This is a genomic window from Ralstonia sp. ASV6 (genome assembly GCF_016429285.1).
GTDB classification, from domain to species: Bacteria; Pseudomonadota; Gammaproteobacteria; order Burkholderiales; family Burkholderiaceae; genus Ralstonia; species Ralstonia flaminis.
In genome coordinates this window covers 1-18191 of sequence record NZ_JAELUI010000001.1, presented here as the reverse complement: position 1 = coordinate 18191, position 18191 = coordinate 1, and the positions used below count along the sequence as shown (strand labels likewise).

Below are 18191 nucleotides of genomic sequence, written 5' to 3'. Positions count from 1 at the left end.
TCTGGCGTGCCTTTCCAAGGCGGCGGCAGGATCACTCAAGGGTTGTGGTGGCAAAGGGATACTGCGATGCACTATGCATCGTTCACCAAAGGCTCCGTGGTTGCAGCGGCCGGCCGCCATCGCCGCTTGGCGCCCGGGTGGGCTGGCGGGAGGCGGTCATGGCCGAACAGCTTGCCGCGCAGTGTGCCCGGCGCGTAGGCGGTCTTGTAGACGCCTCGGTTCTGCAGCTCCGGTACCACCAGATCAATGAAGTCGGCATAACTTTCCGGCGTGACGGTGCGCGCCAGGTTGAAGCCATCGATGTCGGTCTCATCCATCCAGCGCTGCAGGGCGTCGGCTACCTGCTGCGGGTCTCCGACAATGGTTGTGTAGCGGCCGCCCAGGGCCAGTTGATCAAGCAGACGGCGCACGGTGAATTGTGTGTCGCCGCCGGTTGCGCGACGGATGGAAGATTCGATTGCGTTTGTTTGCACCGCGCGCAGCGGGTCGTCCAGCGCATAGGTCGAGTAGTCGACCCCGGACCCTGCGGAGAAATGCGCAAGGCCGGCTTCCGCGCTGGCGTAGCGCTGGTATTCGGCCAGCTTTTCACGTGCGAGCGCTTCAGTCTTGTCGACCACCACGGTGATGCCCATGAAGACCTTGACGTCGTCGGCACGGCGCCCAGCCTGCACGGCAGCCTGGCGCAACTGCGCCACTTGGTCACGCGTGGCCGAGAGGCTCTGTCCAGACAGGAACACGCACTCTGCATGCTGCCCCGCGAAGATCTGCCCACGTGCGGAAGACCCCGCCTGAAACAGCACCGGCGTGCGTTGTGGAGAGGGCTCGCTCAGGTGATAGCCCTCCACGTTGTAATAGCGGCCGTGGTGGTGGATGCAATGCACCTTGTCGGGTTGTGCAAACACACGCGCTGCACGGTCGCGCAGTACCGCGTCGTCTTCCCAACTGCCTTCCCAGAGCTGGTAGACCACGTCGAGAAATTCATCGGCGCGGTCGTAGCGCGCGTCGTGAGCGATCTGCTCGCGCAGGCCCATGGCGCGGGCAGCGCTGTCCAGATAGCCGGTGACGATGTTCCAGCCGACACGCCCTTCGGTCAGGTGGTCGAGCGTGGAGAAGCGCCGCGCAAACAGGTACGGCGCTTCATACGTCAGGTTGACGGTCAGGCCGAAACCGAGATGCTCCGTCACGCCCGCCATGGCCGAGACGAGCATCAACGGATCGTTCACAGGCAACTGGATCGACTCGCGCAGCGTGAGGTCGGCCGATTGTTGGTAGACGTCGTACACGCCCACGATGTCGGCAATGAACAAGCCGTCGAACAGGCCACGCTCCAGCAGCTTGGCAAGATTGGTCCAGTAACTGAGCTTGCGGTAGTCGGCAGAGTTGTCGCGCGGGTGCGTCCACAAGCCGTGGTTGATGTGGCCTACGCAGTTCATGTTGAACGCGTTGAGCAGGATCGATTTCTTGGCCATCGTGCTTAGGCGCCCAGGCTGGTGAGGGTGGGCAGCGCATCAGCGGGACGCTGCAGCAGCACGCCAAGGATCTCGCGCCGCCACGCGTCGTAGAGCGAAACGTAGTTGCGCGTGTCGATGCCGGCCGCGCGTTCGTTCAGCGCCCACGATTCGCGCAGGTAATCGCCCAGCAGCACTTGCAGCTTGTCATCGGCTTCCAGCACTTCACCGACGAGCTGTTCGCGTTGCCCATCCGATGCGGCATTGAGCTTGTTATGCCACCACTCTGTGATGAGGATGCGGTGCACCTCTTCGTCCGGCATGATGCGGTTCTCGGCAAAGTCACGGTTGGCGAGATCGAGCACGCGCGAGGTGCGCCGGTTGACTTGCAAGCGCGCAAGGATGTGATGTTCATAGTGGAATTCCCACGCCAGGAAGGCGGCCTGGCTGGTCAGTGGGTAGTCGCCGAGGATGTCCCAGTGGTGTCGCACGTCTTGCGCAATGCGCTCGATCTGGTCGTGCCCTGACAGCACGCGGATGCGCTCGCGCGAGGCCACGGCGTGAAAGCCGTCGTCGCCGATCTGTCGTGAGAGCGCGAGCTGGAAGTCGGGCTCATCCCGAAACAACCGGTCCAGCCCGGCGCTTGCCAGTTGCACGATGAATAGATCATGCGCGGCGTTCCACACCGCGTAGTCGATTACGCCTGCCCATTCTTCCGGGGTTTGCGCATCGCGCGGTGGTTCTGTGCGCGAGGGCGGCAGGTGCGGCGTGTGGTTGGCGGCGACGCGGTCAAAGAGGTCTTTTTCCAGGGCCGCGCCATAGCGCGCGGGGGCCGTTTCGAGGTTGGCTTGGGTCACGTTGACATCCTGCTCGCGGAGGTTGGCTCCGGTTGATCGGTGTGCGCAATCGCCGGGTGGGCGCGCGCGGCAAGGCTGTCATCGTTGCATTGAAGGTGGCGCAGACGAACGAAGCGTTGCGCATGTCGTCAGAACCTGCGCGCAGATCGTGCGGCTTTGTTCAACTGAGGCGGCTACAGGCCATGCTCCACCATCTCGACCACGCGTAGCGCGATGGCGCCTGTCTGTTCGGGCGGGCGGCCGCGCAGCGGGCCGTCGATGATGAGTAGCGCAAGCCCATGCACTGCAGACCATGCGAGGTATTCGGCGCCCGGGCGGCGCTCAGCCGGGAGCACGCCAGCGGCGGTCATGCGATCGAGTGCCAGGCCCAGCAACTGGAACGGGTTCAGCCCGCTATTGCCGGCCTTGTCCGGATCGGCGTCGTTCTCCACTGCATCGGGCACCGCAAATGCGGTGCGGAACAGGCCGGTCTCCATTTGCGCAAAGCGCAGGTAGCCCACGCCGATGGCGCGCAAGGAGGCGCGGGCCCGCGCATCTTCCGGCCAGGTTGGGTCGATTGCGTCCAACTCTGCCTCCATTGCGCGCGCCAGTGCCGCCAGCGCGGCCGCGCGCACGCCCTGCAGCAAGTCTTGCCGCCCTGCAAAGTGCCGATACGCCGCGTTTGGCGCCACACCGGCGCGCCGCGTTGCCTCGCGCAGCACGATGGCATCCGGGCCGCCGGCACGCGCCAACTCAATGCCGGCGTCGAGCAGTGCGCGCCGCAAATCGCCGTGGCGATAAGTCGATCGCGCAGGCGGGCGGGGTGGTTCCTGGGTCATGCAATCTCCGCAAGCTTTATGTGGACACTGTTCATTATGTCTGCTATCGTTTGTGGACAGTGTTCACAAATCAACACTAGACGCTGTTGCTGTAGATTCCAAGGCGCTTTTTTCTTCATTGGAGGCCGACATGACAACTGCAACAGACACCGCAAATGATGAAGCGCAGGTGCGCGCGCTGATCGAGGCGTGGGCCGCCGCCGTGCGCGCCAAGGACGTGGACGCTGTGATGCGTTACTACGCGCCCGATGTGGTGGTGTTTGATGTCATGCCGCCGCTGTTTGTAAAAGGTGCCGATGCCTACCGTCGCAACTGGCAGGGCTGGTTCGATGCGCTGGAAGGGCAGGCCGATTTCCAGTTTGTCGAGCAGCACCTTGAGGTGAGTGGCGACTTGGCCTATTGCTTCAGCGTGAACCGCTTGCGCGCGCGCTATCGCGACGGTGCCAAGCACGATGCGCAAACGCGCGCCACGGTGTGTTTCCGCAAGATCGATGGTCGCTGGCAAGTCGTGCACGAGCACGCCTCGGTACCAATGCCAGTGCCCGAGCCGGCGTGCAATTGATTGAGCGTGTTACCCAGGCTGCGCGATGCGATGCGCAGCCGGATCGTCCCACCCCAGAGTCCCTACCCAAGGAGTTGTGATGCAAATTCAACCGTATCTGTTCTTCGAAGGTCGTTGTGAGGAAGCGCTCGAGTTCTACAAGAAGACGCTCGGCGCCAAGGTTGACGTGGTGATGCACTACAAGGATGCGCCCAAGGATGCGCAGCCCACTGCCGAGCAATGCGGCGGCATGGCACCTCCGCTCGACAAGGTGATGCACGCAGCCTTCCGCGTAGGTGAGACGCAGGTGCTGGCGTCTGATGGCATGGCTTCGGGCAAGACCGATTTCAAGGGCTTCGGGCTGTCGGTAAGCGTGGCAGACAAGGCCGAGGCAGAGCGTACGTTCAAGGCGCTGGGCGAGGGCGGCCAGGTATCGATGCCGATGTCGGAAACCTTCTTTGCCAACGCATTTGGCATGGTGGTCGATCGTTTTGGCATCACGTGGATGGTGATTGCACCCAAGCCGATGTAAGCGGAACCGAGTGCAGCGCAGCGGCTACCCAGCGGTGGCCGCTCCGAAAAAGCCGCAGGAAGACTGCCTTGGCATCTGGCGAATGTCCGGTGCTAGACTGCGCTTTCACCGGGGCCTTACCAATATCAACGAAACCACCCCTGGGTGACCGGCTGTCCTGGCCGCGGCCCTTCGCATGACCTGCGCGAAGGCGTCCATTCACCTGCTGCCCTCATCTCTGGAGAACGTCTTCATGCTGAAGATCATTGCGATCGTCATCGTCGTTGCCATTGTTGCCGTGCTTGGCTTTGCCGCCACGCGCCCGGACAGTTTTCGCGTGCAGCGCGAAGTCGACATCAAGGCGCCGCCCGAAAAGGTGTTTGCCCTGATCGACGATTTTCACCACTGGACTGCCTGGTCGCCGTGGGAGAGGCTCGACCCGGCGATGAAGCGAACGTATGGTGGCCCGAACAATGGCAAGGGCGCGAATTATGCGTGGGAAGGCTCCAGCAAGGTGGGCGCCGGGCGGATGGAGATTGTCGATGCAGCGTCGCCTGCGCGCATCCAGATCCAGCTGGATTTTCTGAAGCCCTTCGAAGCCCACAACACAGCGGAATTCACGCTGAAGCCTGCGGGCGATCTCACCCATGTGACCTGGGCCATGTACGGCCCGAGCCCATTCATCTCCAAGGTGATGGGCTTGTTCTTCAGTATGGACACGGTGATCGGTAAGGATTTCGAAACCGGTCTCGCCAATCTCAAATCGGCAGCGGAGTCCTGATAGGAGCCGCGGCGCATTCAAGGAGTGGTTCCATGACGCATGGCATTGACGAACGCAAGCGCTGGCTTGCCCTCATCGTGCTCTGCCTGGGCGTGCTGATGATCGTGCTGGACACGACCATCGTGAACGTCGCACTGCCGTCCATCCGGGCGGATCTGGGCTTTACCGAAACTTCGCTGGTGTGGGTGGTCAACGCTTACATGCTGACCTTTGGCGGTTTCCTGCTGCTGGGTGGGCGGTTGGGCGATCTGTTCGGGCATCGCAAGCTGTTCCTGCTGGGCCTCACGCTGTTTACGCTGGCTTCGGCGGCGTGCGGGCTGGCGAATTCGCAGGGGCTGCTGATCACGGCGCGCGCGGTGCAGGGACTGGGTGGGGCTGTGGTGTCGGCGGTGTCGCTGTCGCTCATCATGAACCTGTTCACCTCGCCGGCGGATCGCGCCCGCGCGATGGGTATCTACGGCTTCGTGTGCGCGGGCGGCGGCAGCATCGGCGTGCTGCTGGGCGGCCTGCTGACCAGCGCGCTGAGCTGGCACTGGATCTTCCTGGTCAATCTGCCGATTGGTGTGGCGGTGTATGCCGCATGCGTGGCGCTGCTGCCTGTTGGCAAACCGCTGGCAGATCGCGCCAAGCTGGATGTGGCAGGTGCCATTTCCGTGACGGCATCACTCATGCTGGCGGTGTACGCCATCGTGCACGGGAATGAAGCCGGTTGGACTTCCGCGCAAACGCTTGCCCAGTTGGGCATCGCTGTTGCATTGATGGTTGCGTTCCTCGTTATCGAATCACGTGTGTCACATCCGCTCATGCCGCTGCACATGTTCACGCTGCGCAATGTGGCCACGGCCAACGTGGTGGGCGTGCTGTGGGCGGCAGCGATGTTCGCGTGGTTCTTTATCTCGGCGTTGTACATGCAACGCGTGCTCGACTACAGCGCCATGCAGGTGGGGCTGGCCTTCCTGCCGGCCAACATCATCATGGCGGTGTTCTCGCTGGGGTTGTCGGCCAAGCTGGTGATGCGCTTTGGCATTCGCGCGCCGCTGTCGCTGGGCTTGCTGGTGGCGGCCGTTGGGCTGGTGCTGTTTGCGCGTGCGCCGGCAGGCGGCAGCTTCCTGCTGGACGTCCTGCCGGGCATGGTGCTGTTGGGCCTGGGAGCAGGCGTGGCCTTCAACCCGGTACTGCTGGCGGCGATGAGCGATGTCGCGCCGGATGAGTCGGGCCTGGCCTCGGGTGTGGTCAACACGTCGTTCATGATGGGCGGCGCGTTGGGGCTGGCGATTCTCGCAAGCCTGGCGGCCGCGCGCACCAACAGCCTGGCGGCTGCCGGTGCCGATACGGCCACTGCACTCAACGGTGGCTATCACCTGGCTTTCCTGCTGGGGGCCATTGCAGCTGTGCTGGCCTCGGCGCTGGCCGGCGCCTTTGTGCGGACGCGTGCGCACGCGCAGACGCAGGATCAGGCGTCCTCCGCAGCGCCCATCTAATCTGAATCACATCGCATGCCTCAATCGAGGCATGCGGCGCCGCTCTCTATTGACCGACCGGTCGGACGGTTTATAATCGATCCAGCCCCAGCGTGGCGCAGATGGCGCGCTGTGCACATCTCGCGAAAGCGGCCGGAGGATCGCATGTACACCCAAAGCCTGGACCAGCCCGGAGGCTTGCCCACCGAACAGGAGCTGGCAGCTGTGCCGCAAGGCGAGGCCGAACTGCAGGCGCGTTTTGACGCGCGCATCGGTGCTGACCACAAGATCGAACCGCAGGACTGGATGCCCGCGCCCTATCGCAAGACGCTATTGCGGCAGATTTCGCAGCATGCGCATTCAGAGGTGGTTGGCATGTTGCCCGAGGGCAACTGGATCAGCCGTGCGCCGTCGCTCAAGCGCAAGGCGATCCTCCTGGCCAAGGTGCAGGACGAGGCGGGCCACGGCCTCTATCTCTACTCTGCCGCAGAAACGCTCGGCAGCACGCGCGACGAGATGATCGATGCGCTGCACGAAGGGCGTGCCAAGTACTCCTCCATCTTCAATTACCCGACGCTGTCGTGGGCAGACGTGGGCGTGATCGGCTGGCTGGTGGACGGCGCCGCCATCATGAACCAGGTGCCGCTGTGCCGTTGCTCGTACGGCCCGTATGCGCGCGCCATGATCCGCATCTGCAAGGAAGAGTCGTTCCACCAGCGCCAGGGCTACGAATCGCTGCTGACCATGATGGGCGGCACGCAGCCGCAACGCGACATGGTGCAGGACGCCGTCAACCGTTGGTGGTTTCCGGTACTGATGATGTTCGGGCCGCCGGATACCGCGTCGCCCAACAGCGCGCAGACCATGGCCTGGGGCATCAAGCGCATCTCCAATGATGATCTGCGTCAGCGCTTCGTTGATGCGACGGTCGAGCAGGCGCGTGTGTTGGGCGTGACGCTGCCCGACCCTGGGCTCACGTGGAATGAGGCGCGTGGTCACTACGATTTCTCGCCGCTGGATTGGTCCGAGTTCAAGCGTGTGCTCGACGGCCACGGCCCGTGCAACCGCGAGCGCCTCGCCACCCGCAAGCGTGCACATGAAGAAGGTGAATGGGTGCGTGAAGCCGCGCTCGCCTATGCGCAAAAGCAGGCGTGCAAGCAGGCCGAGCGTACCGCCGCCAACGAACAAGCTGCCTGAGGAGTTGCACTATGAGTCCAACCACGCATCAACACGAATGGCCGCTGTGGGAAGTGTTCATCCGCAGCAAGCAGGGGCTGGAGCACAAGCATTGCGGCAGCCTGCACGCGGTGGATGCCAAGCAGGCGTTGCAGATGGCACGCGACGTCTACACGCGCCGGCAGGAAGGCATCTCAATCTGGGTCGTGCCCTCGGCCGCCATCACCGCCAGCGAGCCTGACGACAAGCCCATGCTGTTCGACCCGATGGCTGACAAGATCTACCGGCACCCGACGTTCTATCGGCTGCCCGATGAAGTCAATCACATGTGAGCCGTGGCGATGACTTCCAACGCGCATCTGCAGTACATCCTGCGTCTGGCCGACAACGCACTCATTCTTGGCCAGCGCAACGCTGAATGGACGGGGCACGGCCCGGTGCTCGAAGAGGACATTGCGCTGTCCAACCTGAGCCTTGATCTGATCGGCCAGGCGCGACTGCTCTATACGCATGCGGGCCAGCTCGAAGGCGAGCTGACCGGTACGCCGCGCAGCGAAGACGACTATGCCTACTGGCGCAGTGAGCAGGCGTTCCGCAACTACACGCTGCTCGAACTGCCACATGGGGGGCCGCTGGTTGCCACATCTGCTGCGGCGCGCGACTACGCGGTCACCATCGTTCGCCACTTTCTGTACGCAGCGTTGATGGTGCCGTTGTGGGAGGCGCTGGCGGTATCCAAGGATGCAGAACTGGCTGCCATTGCCGCCAAGTCGGTCAAGGAGATGCGCTATCACCTCGCACACACGCGTGATTGGCTGGTGCGCTTTGGCGATGGCACCGAGGTATCGCATGCACGTGCTCAGGCTGCGCTCAACTGGTTGATGCCCTACACCAACGAGTTCTTCGCCGCAGACGCCGTGGAGGATGCCGTGGCCGATGCCGGCATTGGCGTGCGCGTTGCCGATCTGCGTGATGCATGGCAGGCAACAGTGAACGACGCGCTGGCAGAGGCCATGCTCACTTTGCCCGAGTCCGGTCCCTACGTGAGCACCGGCAAGCAAGGCGAGCATTCCGAGCACATGGGCTATCTGCTGGCAGAAATGCAGGGGCTGGCGCGTCAGTTTCCGGGGGCATCGTGGTAACCGAGCCCGTTGCCGGCACCGATGCGGCCACGCGACTTGTGCGCGCTCGGGCTGCGCTGGACGCCGTGAACGATCCGGAGATCCCCGTCGTCACGATTGCCGAACTGGGCATCCTGCGCGACGTGCAGATCGATGGCGACGGGACCTTGGTGGCAACGATCACGCCCACCTATTCGGGTTGCCCGGCGATGGACCAGATTGCTGACGATGCAAGCCGTGCTCTGCAGGCGGCGGATGTGGGTGCGTATCGCGTGCGCTCCGTGCTCTCACCAGCGTGGACGACGGACTGGATCACGCCAGAAGGGCATCGCAAGCTGCGTGAATTTGGTGTTGCGCCGCCAGCCCACGTGGTGACGGTGGATGGTGCACGGCCGATCCGCCTTGTGCGCCAGGGGGAGGGCGAGCACATTGCTTGCCCGCAGTGCGGCTCGCAAGACACGGTGCTCATCTCCGCCTTCGGTTCGACCGCGTGCAAGGCGCTGTACCGTTGCCGCGCGTGCCGCGAGCCGTTTGACTACTTCAAGCCCTACTAGACGAAACGATCGCCATGACCCCGCAATTTCACCCGCTGCGTGTTGCCGAAGTGCGCGGCGAGACGGCCGATACGATTTCCGTGCGCTTTGATGTGCCGGACGACTTGCGCGACGCGTATCGCTTCAAGCAGGGCCAGTTTCTGACGCTGCGCATGCCGGTGCCCGAGCAAGGGCAGGATGACGTGCGGCGCTCGTACTCCATCTGCTGCTCTGTGCAGGACTACGACGCGCATGGCGAGCTACGCGTGGCCGTTAAGCGTGTGGACGCGGGTGTGTTCTCCAACCATCTGCACGACCGCATTCGCGTGGGGCAGGCGCTCGACGTGCTGCCACCCGACGGCCGCTTCTACGTTCCACTCGCTGCGGAAAGCGCGCGCCACTATGTTGCCTTTGCCGCCGGCAGCGGCATCACGCCCATCCTCTCGCTCATCAAGACCACGCTGGCGGCCGAGCCGCACAGCCGCTTCACGCTGGTCTATGGCAATCGCAGCATCGACAGCATCATCTTTGGCGAGGCGCTGGAAGACCTGAAAGACCGCTATCTCGATCGGTTTGCGCTGTATCACGTGCTGTCGCGCCAGGCGCAGGAGATTGCGCTGTTCAACGGGCGGCTGGATGGTGCGAAGACGCATGCCTTTCTGGATGCACTGATTCCACCCGGCGATATCGACGCCGCTTTCATCTGTGGGCCATCCACAATGATCGATGCGGTAGAGGCTGCGCTACTGGAGTGCGGCGTACCGCGCGAGCGCGTGCATGCGGAGCGCTTTGGCGTGCCGGTGGGCGACGCGTCGACTGAATCGGCCAAAGCACGCAAGCGCGCGGCTGTGGCTGGTGATGTGGCGTTGACGGTGGTGCTCGACGGTAAGTCGCACGAGGTGCCGATGGCGGGAGACGCCAAGGTGCTCGACAGCGCGCTGAATGCTGGGCTGGGCTTGCCCTATGCGTGCAAGGGCGGCGTGTGCTGCACGTGTCGTGCCAAGGTGCTGGAAGGGCGCGTGGAGATGGAGAAGAACTTCACGCTGGAAGACTGGGAGATCCAGCAAGGCTTTGTGCTGACGTGCCAGGCGCGGCCGCTCACGCAGCGTGTTGTCGTCAGCTACGACGAACGTTGATCATCAGCCCTTCTTATCGTTCGGGCCGCCGAGCCCGTTCTCCAGCATCTCGATCACCATCTCGGCATAGCCTTCATACGATAGTGGGCCATCGGGTTTGAGCCAGGTGAACGTCCAGTTCATCATGCCGAACAGCATCATCGTGATGGGCGTGCGGTTGGCCTCGTCCACCTTGTCCGGGTAGGCTGCGCCGAGCTGCCGGCCCACGGCCGCCACCACATTCCGCTCACGCGCGAGCACGATGTCGCGCTGTTCGGGCGACAGGTACTTCACGTCGTTGAGCAGCGCCACGTGCCGCGTACGCGACGTCGCGTATTCCGCCAGGAAGGTGCGGATCAGCAGGTGCAGCGTGGCGCGTGCCGACAGCTTGGCGTGCAGCGCATCGCTTTCCGCGCGTTCGACCAGATCGGCCAGCCGCGTGGTGTAGCGGTCGAGCAGATCGAAGAGGATCGCTTCCTTGCCTTCATAGTAGTGATACAGGCGCGACTTCGAGCCACCACAGGCGGCGGCGAGCTGGTTCATCGACACGCTCGGGTAGCTGTCGGCCGCAAAGGCTTCAGCGGCGGTGTCGAGCACGCTTTCGCGGCGCAGTTCGAATTCGTCTTCGTTCTTGACGCGGGACATGTCTGGCGGCACATCGGTTGGATGGCCGCCATGTTAACCGCAACCGGGCGGGTTGCGGCATGGTGATGCGTTAGGCCGGCTCGTGCACGGCCAGGAAATCCAGCACCAGTTCGATAAACGCGTCTGGCGCCTCCACGTTGGCGAGGTGCACGGTGTCCAGCATGCGCAGCTGTGCGCCCGGAATGGCAGCGGCGATCTCCTCTCCGTGGCGTGCAGATGTCACCGTATCGTGCTGGCCCGCAATGACCAGCGTGGGATGCGGGATGAGCGCGATTGTGCGGCGCAGGTCAGAATCGCGCACCGCAGTCCAGCCGCCAATGATGCCCTCGCGGGGCGTCGCCAGCAAAGCGCGGCGGAACGGTTCGACCGCCGGGTGATGCGCTTCCAGCATGTGTGCCGGGAACCAGTTGCGCAGGAAGGTTTCGGCCGTCTCCTGCATGTCGGGGGCGCGCTGCAACTCCGCAATGGCGTTGTCAAAGTACTGCGTCGGGCCAATGTGGGCAGCGGTGTTCGACAGTACCAGGCGGTCAATGCGTTCCGGGACGTGGATGGCCAACCATTGCGCAACGATGCCCCCCAACGACAGCCCCAGCATGTGCACGCGCTGCAGGCCGAGCGCGTCGAGCAGCTCCACGACATCGCGCCCAAGTCGATCGAGCGAGTACAGCCCGGTGGGCGCGTCGGACGCACCGTGACCGCGCGCGTCATAGCGCAGCACGTAGAAGTGCTCGGCAAGCTGCGGCACCGTCACGTCCCACATATGCAGGTCGGTGCCGATGGAGTTGGACAGCAACAGGACGGGCTTGTCGGTCGAACCGTCAAAGCGATAAGCCAGACGTACGCCGTCGCCGGTGGTGATGAACGAGAGGGTGTTGTGAGATTCCATGATGGGCTCCAGAACGTGTTGAGGTGGAGTCATCCTAGAATCCGGACTATTTCATGGATACTATCAAGTTTGAAAGAACTTTGTAGGTTAAATCGACAATGGCGAGCTTCACGCTCCACGAGTTGCAGTGCTTCGATGCGGTTGTGGCAGGGGGCAGCTTCCAGGCTGCGGCTGACCGGTTGCACCGCTCGCACCCCTCGGTGTTTGCCGCGGTGGCCAAGTTGGAGGAGCAACTGGGCTTGAGCCTGCTGGACCGCAGTGGCTATCGGGTGCGATTGACGGAAGCGGGCCAGTCCTTCCATCGCAAGGTCCAGTCGTTGCTGCGGGAGAGCGAAGAACTGCGCACCCATGCCCGGCAACTGGCCATGGGGGAGGAAGCCGAGTTGCGCGTAGTGCTGGGCGATCTGTGCCCGTTGCAGCCGGTGTTGGCGTTGCTCAGCCAGTTCTTCGGCCAATGCCCGCAAACGCGCCTGCAGTTGCAGTTCGAAGCCGTGACCGGCCCTTGGGAGCGCTTGCTGGAAGACGAGGCCGATCTGATCGTGCACCGTGTGCCGAAAGGCGATGTGCGCATGGAGTGGATCGACCTGGGCAAGATCGCAATGGTGCCGGTGGTCGCGCCTGGCTTCTTGCCTTTTCAGCCAACGTCCGGCATCACGCCGCAGCAGATGCAGCGCTTCATGCAATGCGTGATCAATGACTCGGCGCGTCAGCCGTCGTCGCAGGCCCACTACGTGGTGGAGGGGGCCCCGCAGTGTTTCGTGCCGGATCAGCTGATGAAGAAAGAACTGATCGTGCACGGCATGGCGTGGGGGCATCTGCCGCGCTTCATGATCGAGGCGGAATTGCGCGAGGGGCGTCTGCTGTCGATTGCCGGCAAGCACTTCCCCGGCATGATCCAGGACTTGGCGGTGGCGCGCCGGCGTGATCGGCCGCACGGGCCCGTCGCCAATCGGCTGTGGGATTTTCTGGCCCTGCAGGCGCCGGTACTGAAGCCGGTGCTGGGCCGGATGCCGCGCCAGGCCGCGGCAGGCGCTGCGCGCAAGACGACGTAGCGCGCGGTCAGGCGGCCTGCCTGGTCGCGCTCATGTAGTTGCGATTGTAGTTCAGCACGCGCCCCGTGGCGAGGTCAAAGCCGACGCGGCCAGTGAGCGTTTCCAGCGCGCGGCCGTACAGGTGGAAGTGGCGCGTGGGCTTGTTGCCGACCACGTGGATGCTGTGGATGTCATCCGCAAGAAACGTGATGGGCGTGCCGGGTTGCACGACCACCTCGCGCGACAGGGCGAGCGTGGCCCGCTCCGGGTCGCGGCCATCATCCGTGCGGAGGTACACGCGGTTCAACTCTTCGCCTTCCAGTGCAACGATGACTGCCCACGTGGTGTGGTTGTGGGGCGGCGTGATCTTGCCGGGGTTGATCGAATTCAAGTACAGCGCGAAGGTCTTGTCGGCCTCTTCATGCAGCAGGTAGCGGCTGGAGGCATCGGCGTCGTCTGCCGGGGGCGGCGGGAAGGCGTCGAAGGGAAACAGCGCCTCTTGCGCGGCCAGTTCCTGCAGCCGATCAGCAATGCGGGCGAGTGACGCGTAGGTGATGCCATCCTGCGCAGCAATGGCACGAATAGCGATGAGGGTTTGACGGACCGCGTGGTCCCGTTGCTGGGGGAGGCTCATGGCGCGTTGGGAACAATGAATGGCAGAGGAGAGACGCCCCAGTGTAGGGCGCCGGGCACGCACCACCAACGCAGCATCCCGCATATGTATAGACGCATCGGTTCGTTCGCGGGCGTGGGCCGGCGTGCCTACCATGGGCCTTTCCGTTAACGCGCGAGGCCCGCATGTCTGTTCCTTCCATTGATGCCGTCACGTTGAAGGCGTGGCTCCACGACGGTGCAGAGATCGCACTGCTAGACGTGCGCGAGGCCGGTGAATTTGGCGAGGGGCATCTCTTTCTGGCAACCCCCGCGCCGTACAGCCGGCTGGAGATCGATGCCGTGCGTCTTGTGCCCCGGCGCAATGTCAGGCTGGTGGTGACGGATGCCGATGGTGGAGCGCTTTCCGCGCTGGCTGGCCGGCGCCTGCTCGATCTCGGCTACGAGCGCGTGCATGTGCTGGAAGGCGGCAATGCCGCCTGGCAGGCCGCCGGGTTCGCGCTGTTCAAAGGCATCAACGTGCCATCCAAGACGTTTGGTGAACTGGCCGAGTTGGCTTATCAAACACCGCATATCACGGCGGGTGAACTGGCCGCCTGGCAGCGCGAACACAAGCGCCACGTGCTGCTCGATGGGCGCACCGTCAGCGAGTACCGCCGCATGACCATTCCCGGCGCCATTGCTTGCCCGAACGGTGAGCTGGCACTGCGCGTGCATGCGCTTGTGCCGAATGACGACACACCGGTTGTCGTCAATTGCGCGGGGCGTACACGCAGCATCATCGGTGCGCAGACGCTGCGCAATCTGGGCCTGCCCAATCCGATCTACGCGCTGGAAAACGGTACGCAAGGCTGGCAGTTGCACGGCCTGACGTTGGAGCATGGCGCCGACCGCTGCTACCCAGACACGATCGACGTGCCGGCACGCCGGCGCGCGAAGGATGCCGTGGAGGGTCTGTCTCACCGCTTTGCCGTGTCGACAGTCACCGCGGCGGCGGTCCAAGCCGAGCGCCAGCGTGGAGTGCGTACGGTCTTCCTGCTCGATGTGCGCACCGCTGACGCCTTTGCGCGCGGCAGCCTGCCCGGTGCCGTGCATGCGCCGGGCGGCCAGTTGCTGCAGGCGACTGACCAGTATGTCGGCGTGCGCGGCGCGTGGTTGATCGTCTTCGACGATGACGGCATCCGCGCCCCCGTGATCGCCAGTTGGTTGCACCAGCTGGGGCACGATGCCGCAGTGCTGGAAGGCGGTGTGAGCGAAGCGAATGTCGCCTTGCTGGCGACACGCGACACGCCGTGGCAGCCCGCTCCACCTGCGGGTATCGACGCGGGCACGCTACGTAACGCATTCGCGCATGGCGAGGTCGTGTTGTTCGACCTGCGCAGCAGCGCGGCCTATCGCACGGCGCATATTCCTGGCGCACGCTGGGCCACGCGGCGACAGTTACACGACGTGCGAGGCGCACAGGTTGTGCTGGTTGACGATGACGCTTCAGTCAGCGCGCTTGCGGCGGTGGACCTGTTGGAGCAGGGTGTGGCTTCCGTACGGCGTCTCGAAGGTGGTGTTGTCGCGTGGCATGCCGTTGGGTATCCGCTTGAAGCAACGCCGGAACTGCCGGCAGACGCCGAGCGCATCGACTACCTCTTCTTCGTGCACGACCGGCATGACGGCAACCTTGACGCCGCGCGCGGCTATCTCGCCTGGGAGATCGGACTGGTGGCGCAACTCGATGCGCAAGAGCGCGCGCTGTTCGCGCTCGTCAGCCCGAGCGCGCTCGTCAGCGAAACGGCGGAGGTGGTGGCCGAATGACGCGAGCATCCCACAACGTGCCTGAAGCGCTTGCCACGCGCATCATCCACGCGGGCAGTCCGCCGTTTGTTGACGGAACCGCGCCCGTCAATGTGCCTGTTGAACGCACCAGCACCGTGCGTCATGCCAGTACGGCGGCTCTGCACGCTGTGCATGCCCGCCGCAAGGCAGGCGAGAACATCGCCAGCTACGGCCGCCATGGCTCGCAGACGCACCGCGCGCTGGAAGATGCGCTGCTGGCGTTGGAGGGCGGTGTGCGGGCGTTTCTTGTGCCGTCGGGCTTGTCGGCCATCTCGTTGACGTTTCTGGCGTTGCTCTCGCCCGGTGATCACGTGATCGTGACCGACAGCATCTATGCGCCCGTGCGCCGGCTGGATGCCCTGCTGCTGCAGCGATTGGGGATTGAGGTGTCGTATGTCGAGCCCAATGATGGGCGGCTCGAAGCGGCCATTCGACCGCATACGCGGTTGATCTTTACTGAGTCGCCCGGGTCGCTGCTGTACGAGATCTACGATCTGGAGGCCATTGCCCGTGTAGCGCGGCGGCACGACATCGTGCTGGCGACGGACAACACGTGGGCCTCCGGCATTCTGTTCCGTCCGCTTGAGGCGGGTGCCGATGTTTCGGTGCTGGCCGCCACCAAGTACGTGGCTGGGCATTCCGATGTGATGCTGGGTGCCGTGATTGCGCGCACTGAGGCCGTGGCCACCCGCATTGCCGCCGCTCACGACGTGCTGGGCCTGACCATTGGCGCGGATGATGCCTACCTGGCCTTGCGCGGCGTGCGCACGCTACCTGTGCGGATGGCACAGCACCAGCGCAACGCAACACGTGTCGCGCAATGGCTGCAAGCGCAGCCAGGCGTTGGCCAGGTGTTCTATCCGGCATTGCCGGACGACCCCGGTCACGCGCTGTGGAAACGCGATTTCTCGGGCGCCAACGGGCTGGTTTCCTTCGTGCTGAAGGATGCGGATCAGTACGCAGCGGAGCGCGTTGCTGACGCGTTGCGGCTCTTCGCCATTGGCGCCTCGTGGGGTGGCTATGAAAGCCTTGTCACGGTGGTTGCGCCCGAGCGTCTGTCAGACCATGCGCAATGGAACCGCGGCGGCGCCGTGTTGCGCCTGCACGTTGGCCTGGAGGATGCCGATGACCTGATTGCCGATCTGGAGCAGGCGCTGCAGCATGCCCGAGTGGCAGAGCTGCACGCCATTGGCGGATAAGCGGGAAGGGATCAGACGGCGAACGCCGCGCTTGCAAAGGCGGCGTGCCACGGTGCATATGCCGGTGGCCGCGTTCCGGTGTGCCCCGACAACGCGCGTGACAGAAATGCCCGCGTGCGCGCGCTCACCGGTGACGAGAACACTTGCTCTGCAGGGCCGCGTTCCACCACCACGCCGTGCTCGGTAAACACCACTGCATCGCTGATGGCGCGTGCGAAGGCCATTTCGTGCGTTACCAGTACGCAGGTCAGCCCATCGTCGACCAGTTCTCCGATCACGTTGAGCACCTCGCCCACGGTTTCCGGGTCCAGTGCAGAGGTCACCTCGTCAAACAGGATCAGCTCGGGCCGCATTGCCAGCGCCCGGGCAATCGCCACGCGTTGCTGCTGGCCACCCGAGAGTTGGCCCGGATAGGCGTGTGCCTTGTCGGCCAGGCCCACCTTCTTGAGCAGGGCATGTGCATCGGCTTCGGCCTCTTGTTTGGTTCGGCCGAGCACGCGCACGGGGGCAGCCGTCAGGTTGTCCAGCACGCTCAGGTGCGGAAACAGGTTGTACTGCTGGAACACGAAGCCGATGCGCTTGCGCAGGGCGATGGTGTCGGCCTCGGTGGCGAGCTGGTCGACGCGGATGCCGTCCACCGTCACACTGCCGCGTTGCGGCTGCAGCAGCCCGCTGATGCAACGCAGGAGCGTCGACTTGCCTGAGCCGGAAGGCCCGATGATCGACACGGCCTGGCCACGATGCACGTCGAGGTCGATGCCGCGCAATACAGGTGTGGTGCCAAAGGTCAGATGCACATCGCGCAACGCAACGAGTGCGGCACTGGCGGCAGGCTCATCAAGGGGCAGCAGATCAGGCGAGGACATGGGCGCGCTCCAGGCGCCGGGTCAGGCGCGAAATCGGGTAGCAATAGACGAAGAACAGGGCCAGCACGGTGAAGTAGGTGAGCACCGTGAACGGCGTGCGGTTGACGGTGTTGCTGGCGATCTGCGCGGTGTCGAGCAGGTCATGCACGCCCACCAGCGAGGCCATCGCGGTGCCCATGGTGATGACCGCGTACAGGTTCATCCACGAGGGCAGCATGCGGCGCAGGCACTGCGGCAGAACAATGCGCCAAAGGATGTCGCGGCGCGTGAAGGCGAGCGATGCCGCTGCTTCCCACTGCGTGGAGGGAATCGACAGCACCGCCCCTCGGAAGATCTCCGCCACGTGTGCACTTGCCGGCAGTGCCAGCGCCAGCGTGACCTTGAACCAATCAGGAAACGGAAACACATGGCCGCGCACGACAATCTCGAACGGCACGGCGTAAGCAATGCCGTATACGAGCACAAGCCAAGGCGCATTGCGGAAGGCGACGACGTAGCTGCCGGCAAGCCGTTGCACCCAGCGTGCCGGTGATAGATGCAACGCACCGACGGCCAGCCCAATCAGCGTGCCCAGCCCAACGGCAAGCAGGCTGATGCCGATATTGATGGCCAACCCCCGCAGCAGCGCCGGCGACCAGTGCAACAGCGTCGCAAGAAGGGTTTCAGGCATGGGCGGGCCCTCCTGCAATAGCAGGGCTCGTGGCCCCATAGCCCGGCATGCGCAGCCGACGTTCGATCCACACGCCGGCTGCGTGCACGGCATA

20 protein-coding genes are annotated in these 18191 nt (G+C 64.1%); 12 read left to right on the top strand and 8 right to left on the bottom strand.

Annotated features, from left to right (window positions below; translation table 11 throughout):
• Positions 1–71: 71 nt before the first annotated feature.
• The 3 genes from JHD73_RS00100 to JHD73_RS00090 all read right to left on the bottom strand — a co-directional run bounded on the left by JHD73_RS00100 (position 72) and on the right by JHD73_RS00090 (position 3123).
• A complete protein-coding gene (locus tag JHD73_RS00100) occupies positions 72–1469 on the bottom strand; it encodes an LLM class flavin-dependent oxidoreductase (RefSeq protein WP_199026581.1) in 1398 nt (465 codons plus the stop codon).
• 5 nt (positions 1470–1474) lie between these two features.
• Positions 1475–2305, bottom strand: a complete 831-nt coding sequence (locus JHD73_RS00095; RefSeq protein WP_199026580.1) for a hypothetical protein — start codon at positions 2303–2305, stop codon at positions 1475–1477.
• 173 nt (positions 2306–2478) lie between these two features.
• Entirely contained in the window at positions 2479–3123 is a 645-nt protein-coding gene (locus tag JHD73_RS00090; RefSeq protein ID WP_199026579.1) for a TetR/AcrR family transcriptional regulator, read from the bottom strand.
• A 130-nt stretch (positions 3124–3253) separates the two neighbouring features.
• Between JHD73_RS00090 and JHD73_RS00085 the strand changes: the two genes are divergently transcribed.
• The 9 genes from JHD73_RS00085 to paaE all read left to right on the top strand — a co-directional run bounded on the left by JHD73_RS00085 (position 3254) and on the right by paaE (position 10382).
• On the top strand, positions 3254–3685 hold the full coding sequence (locus JHD73_RS00085) for an SgcJ/EcaC family oxidoreductase (protein ID WP_199026578.1): 432 nt from the start codon (positions 3254–3256) through the stop codon (positions 3683–3685).
• Positions 3686–3764: 79 nt separating this feature from the next.
• Positions 3765–4196, top strand: coding sequence for a VOC family protein (locus JHD73_RS00080; RefSeq protein WP_199026577.1), 432 nt, complete (start codon positions 3765–3767; stop codon positions 4194–4196).
• A 232-nt stretch (positions 4197–4428) separates the two neighbouring features.
• A complete protein-coding gene (locus JHD73_RS00075; protein WP_199026576.1) occupies positions 4429–4956 on the top strand; it encodes an SRPBCC family protein in 528 nt (175 codons plus the stop codon).
• 32 nt (positions 4957–4988) lie between these two features.
• Positions 4989–6437, top strand: a complete 1449-nt coding sequence (locus JHD73_RS00070; RefSeq protein ID WP_199026575.1) for a DHA2 family efflux MFS transporter permease subunit — start codon at positions 4989–4991, stop codon at positions 6435–6437.
• Between the two features lie 144 nt (positions 6438–6581).
• A complete protein-coding gene (paaA, locus tag JHD73_RS00065; RefSeq protein WP_199026574.1) occupies positions 6582–7613 on the top strand; it encodes a 1,2-phenylacetyl-CoA epoxidase subunit PaaA in 1032 nt (343 codons plus the stop codon).
• 11 nt (positions 7614–7624) lie between these two features.
• Positions 7625–7924 carry a 1,2-phenylacetyl-CoA epoxidase subunit PaaB gene (gene paaB / locus JHD73_RS00060; RefSeq protein ID WP_199026573.1) on the top strand — a complete coding sequence of 100 codons (300 nt, stop codon included), beginning with the start codon at positions 7625–7627 and terminating at the stop codon, positions 7922–7924.
• A 9-nt stretch (positions 7925–7933) separates the two neighbouring features.
• Positions 7934–8734, top strand: coding sequence for a 1,2-phenylacetyl-CoA epoxidase subunit PaaC (gene paaC / locus JHD73_RS00055; protein WP_199026572.1), 801 nt, complete (start codon positions 7934–7936; stop codon positions 8732–8734).
• Positions 8728–9267, top strand: coding sequence for a 1,2-phenylacetyl-CoA epoxidase subunit PaaD (gene paaD, locus JHD73_RS00050; protein ID WP_199026571.1), 540 nt, complete (start codon positions 8728–8730; stop codon positions 9265–9267). The genes paaC and paaD overlap by 7 nt, the downstream gene beginning before the upstream one ends.
• A gap of 14 nt (positions 9268–9281) precedes the next feature.
• Positions 9282–10382: a 1,2-phenylacetyl-CoA epoxidase subunit PaaE gene (paaE, locus tag JHD73_RS00045; RefSeq protein ID WP_199026570.1), complete on the top strand. Its 1101-nt coding sequence runs from the start codon at positions 9282–9284 to the stop codon at positions 10380–10382.
• A 3-nt stretch (positions 10383–10385) separates the two neighbouring features.
• Here the strand turns inward: paaE and JHD73_RS00040 are convergent, their stop codons facing one another.
• Both JHD73_RS00040 and pcaD read right to left on the bottom strand, forming a co-directional pair.
• Positions 10386–11006 carry a TetR/AcrR family transcriptional regulator gene (locus JHD73_RS00040; RefSeq protein ID WP_199026569.1) on the bottom strand — a complete coding sequence of 207 codons (621 nt, stop codon included), beginning with the start codon at positions 11004–11006 and terminating at the stop codon, positions 10386–10388.
• Positions 11007–11076: 70 nt separating this feature from the next.
• A complete protein-coding gene (pcaD, locus tag JHD73_RS00035; protein ID WP_199026568.1) occupies positions 11077–11892 on the bottom strand; it encodes a 3-oxoadipate enol-lactonase in 816 nt (271 codons plus the stop codon).
• Positions 11893–11990: 98 nt separating this feature from the next.
• Here pcaD and JHD73_RS00030 point away from each other — a divergent pair, with 98 nt between their 5' ends.
• A complete protein-coding gene (locus JHD73_RS00030; protein ID WP_199026567.1) occupies positions 11991–12944 on the top strand; it encodes a LysR family transcriptional regulator in 954 nt (317 codons plus the stop codon).
• Positions 12945–12951: 7 nt separating this feature from the next.
• Here JHD73_RS00030 and JHD73_RS00025 read toward each other — a convergent pair whose 3' ends face one another.
• Positions 12952–13557 carry a cysteine dioxygenase family protein gene (locus JHD73_RS00025; RefSeq protein WP_199026566.1) on the bottom strand — a complete coding sequence of 202 codons (606 nt, stop codon included), beginning with the start codon at positions 13555–13557 and terminating at the stop codon, positions 12952–12954.
• A 164-nt stretch (positions 13558–13721) separates the two neighbouring features.
• Here JHD73_RS00025 and JHD73_RS00020 point away from each other — a divergent pair, with 164 nt between their 5' ends.
• Both JHD73_RS00020 and metC read left to right on the top strand, forming a co-directional pair.
• On the top strand, positions 13722–15341 hold the full coding sequence (locus JHD73_RS00020) for a rhodanese-like domain-containing protein (protein WP_199026565.1): 1620 nt from the start codon (positions 13722–13724) through the stop codon (positions 15339–15341).
• Complete coding sequence (gene metC / locus JHD73_RS00015) at positions 15338–16561, top strand: cystathionine beta-lyase (protein ID WP_199026564.1); 1224 nt, start codon at positions 15338–15340, stop codon at positions 16559–16561. Before JHD73_RS00020 ends, metC begins: the two co-directional genes overlap by 4 nt.
• 11 nt (positions 16562–16572) lie before the next feature.
• On the opposite strand, the gene JHD73_RS00010 is transcribed toward metC, so the two are convergent.
• Both JHD73_RS00010 and JHD73_RS00005 read right to left on the bottom strand, forming a co-directional pair.
• Positions 16573–17427, bottom strand: coding sequence for an amino acid ABC transporter ATP-binding protein (locus tag JHD73_RS00010; RefSeq protein WP_199026563.1), 855 nt, complete (start codon positions 17425–17427; stop codon positions 16573–16575).
• The gene (locus JHD73_RS00005) at positions 17414–18097 is read right to left on the bottom strand and encodes an amino acid ABC transporter permease (protein ID WP_199026562.1); all 684 of its coding nucleotides are present in this window, start codon (positions 18095–18097) and stop codon (positions 17414–17416) included. The genes JHD73_RS00010 and JHD73_RS00005 overlap by 14 nt, the downstream gene beginning before the upstream one ends.
• Positions 18098–18191 lie beyond the last annotated feature (94 nt).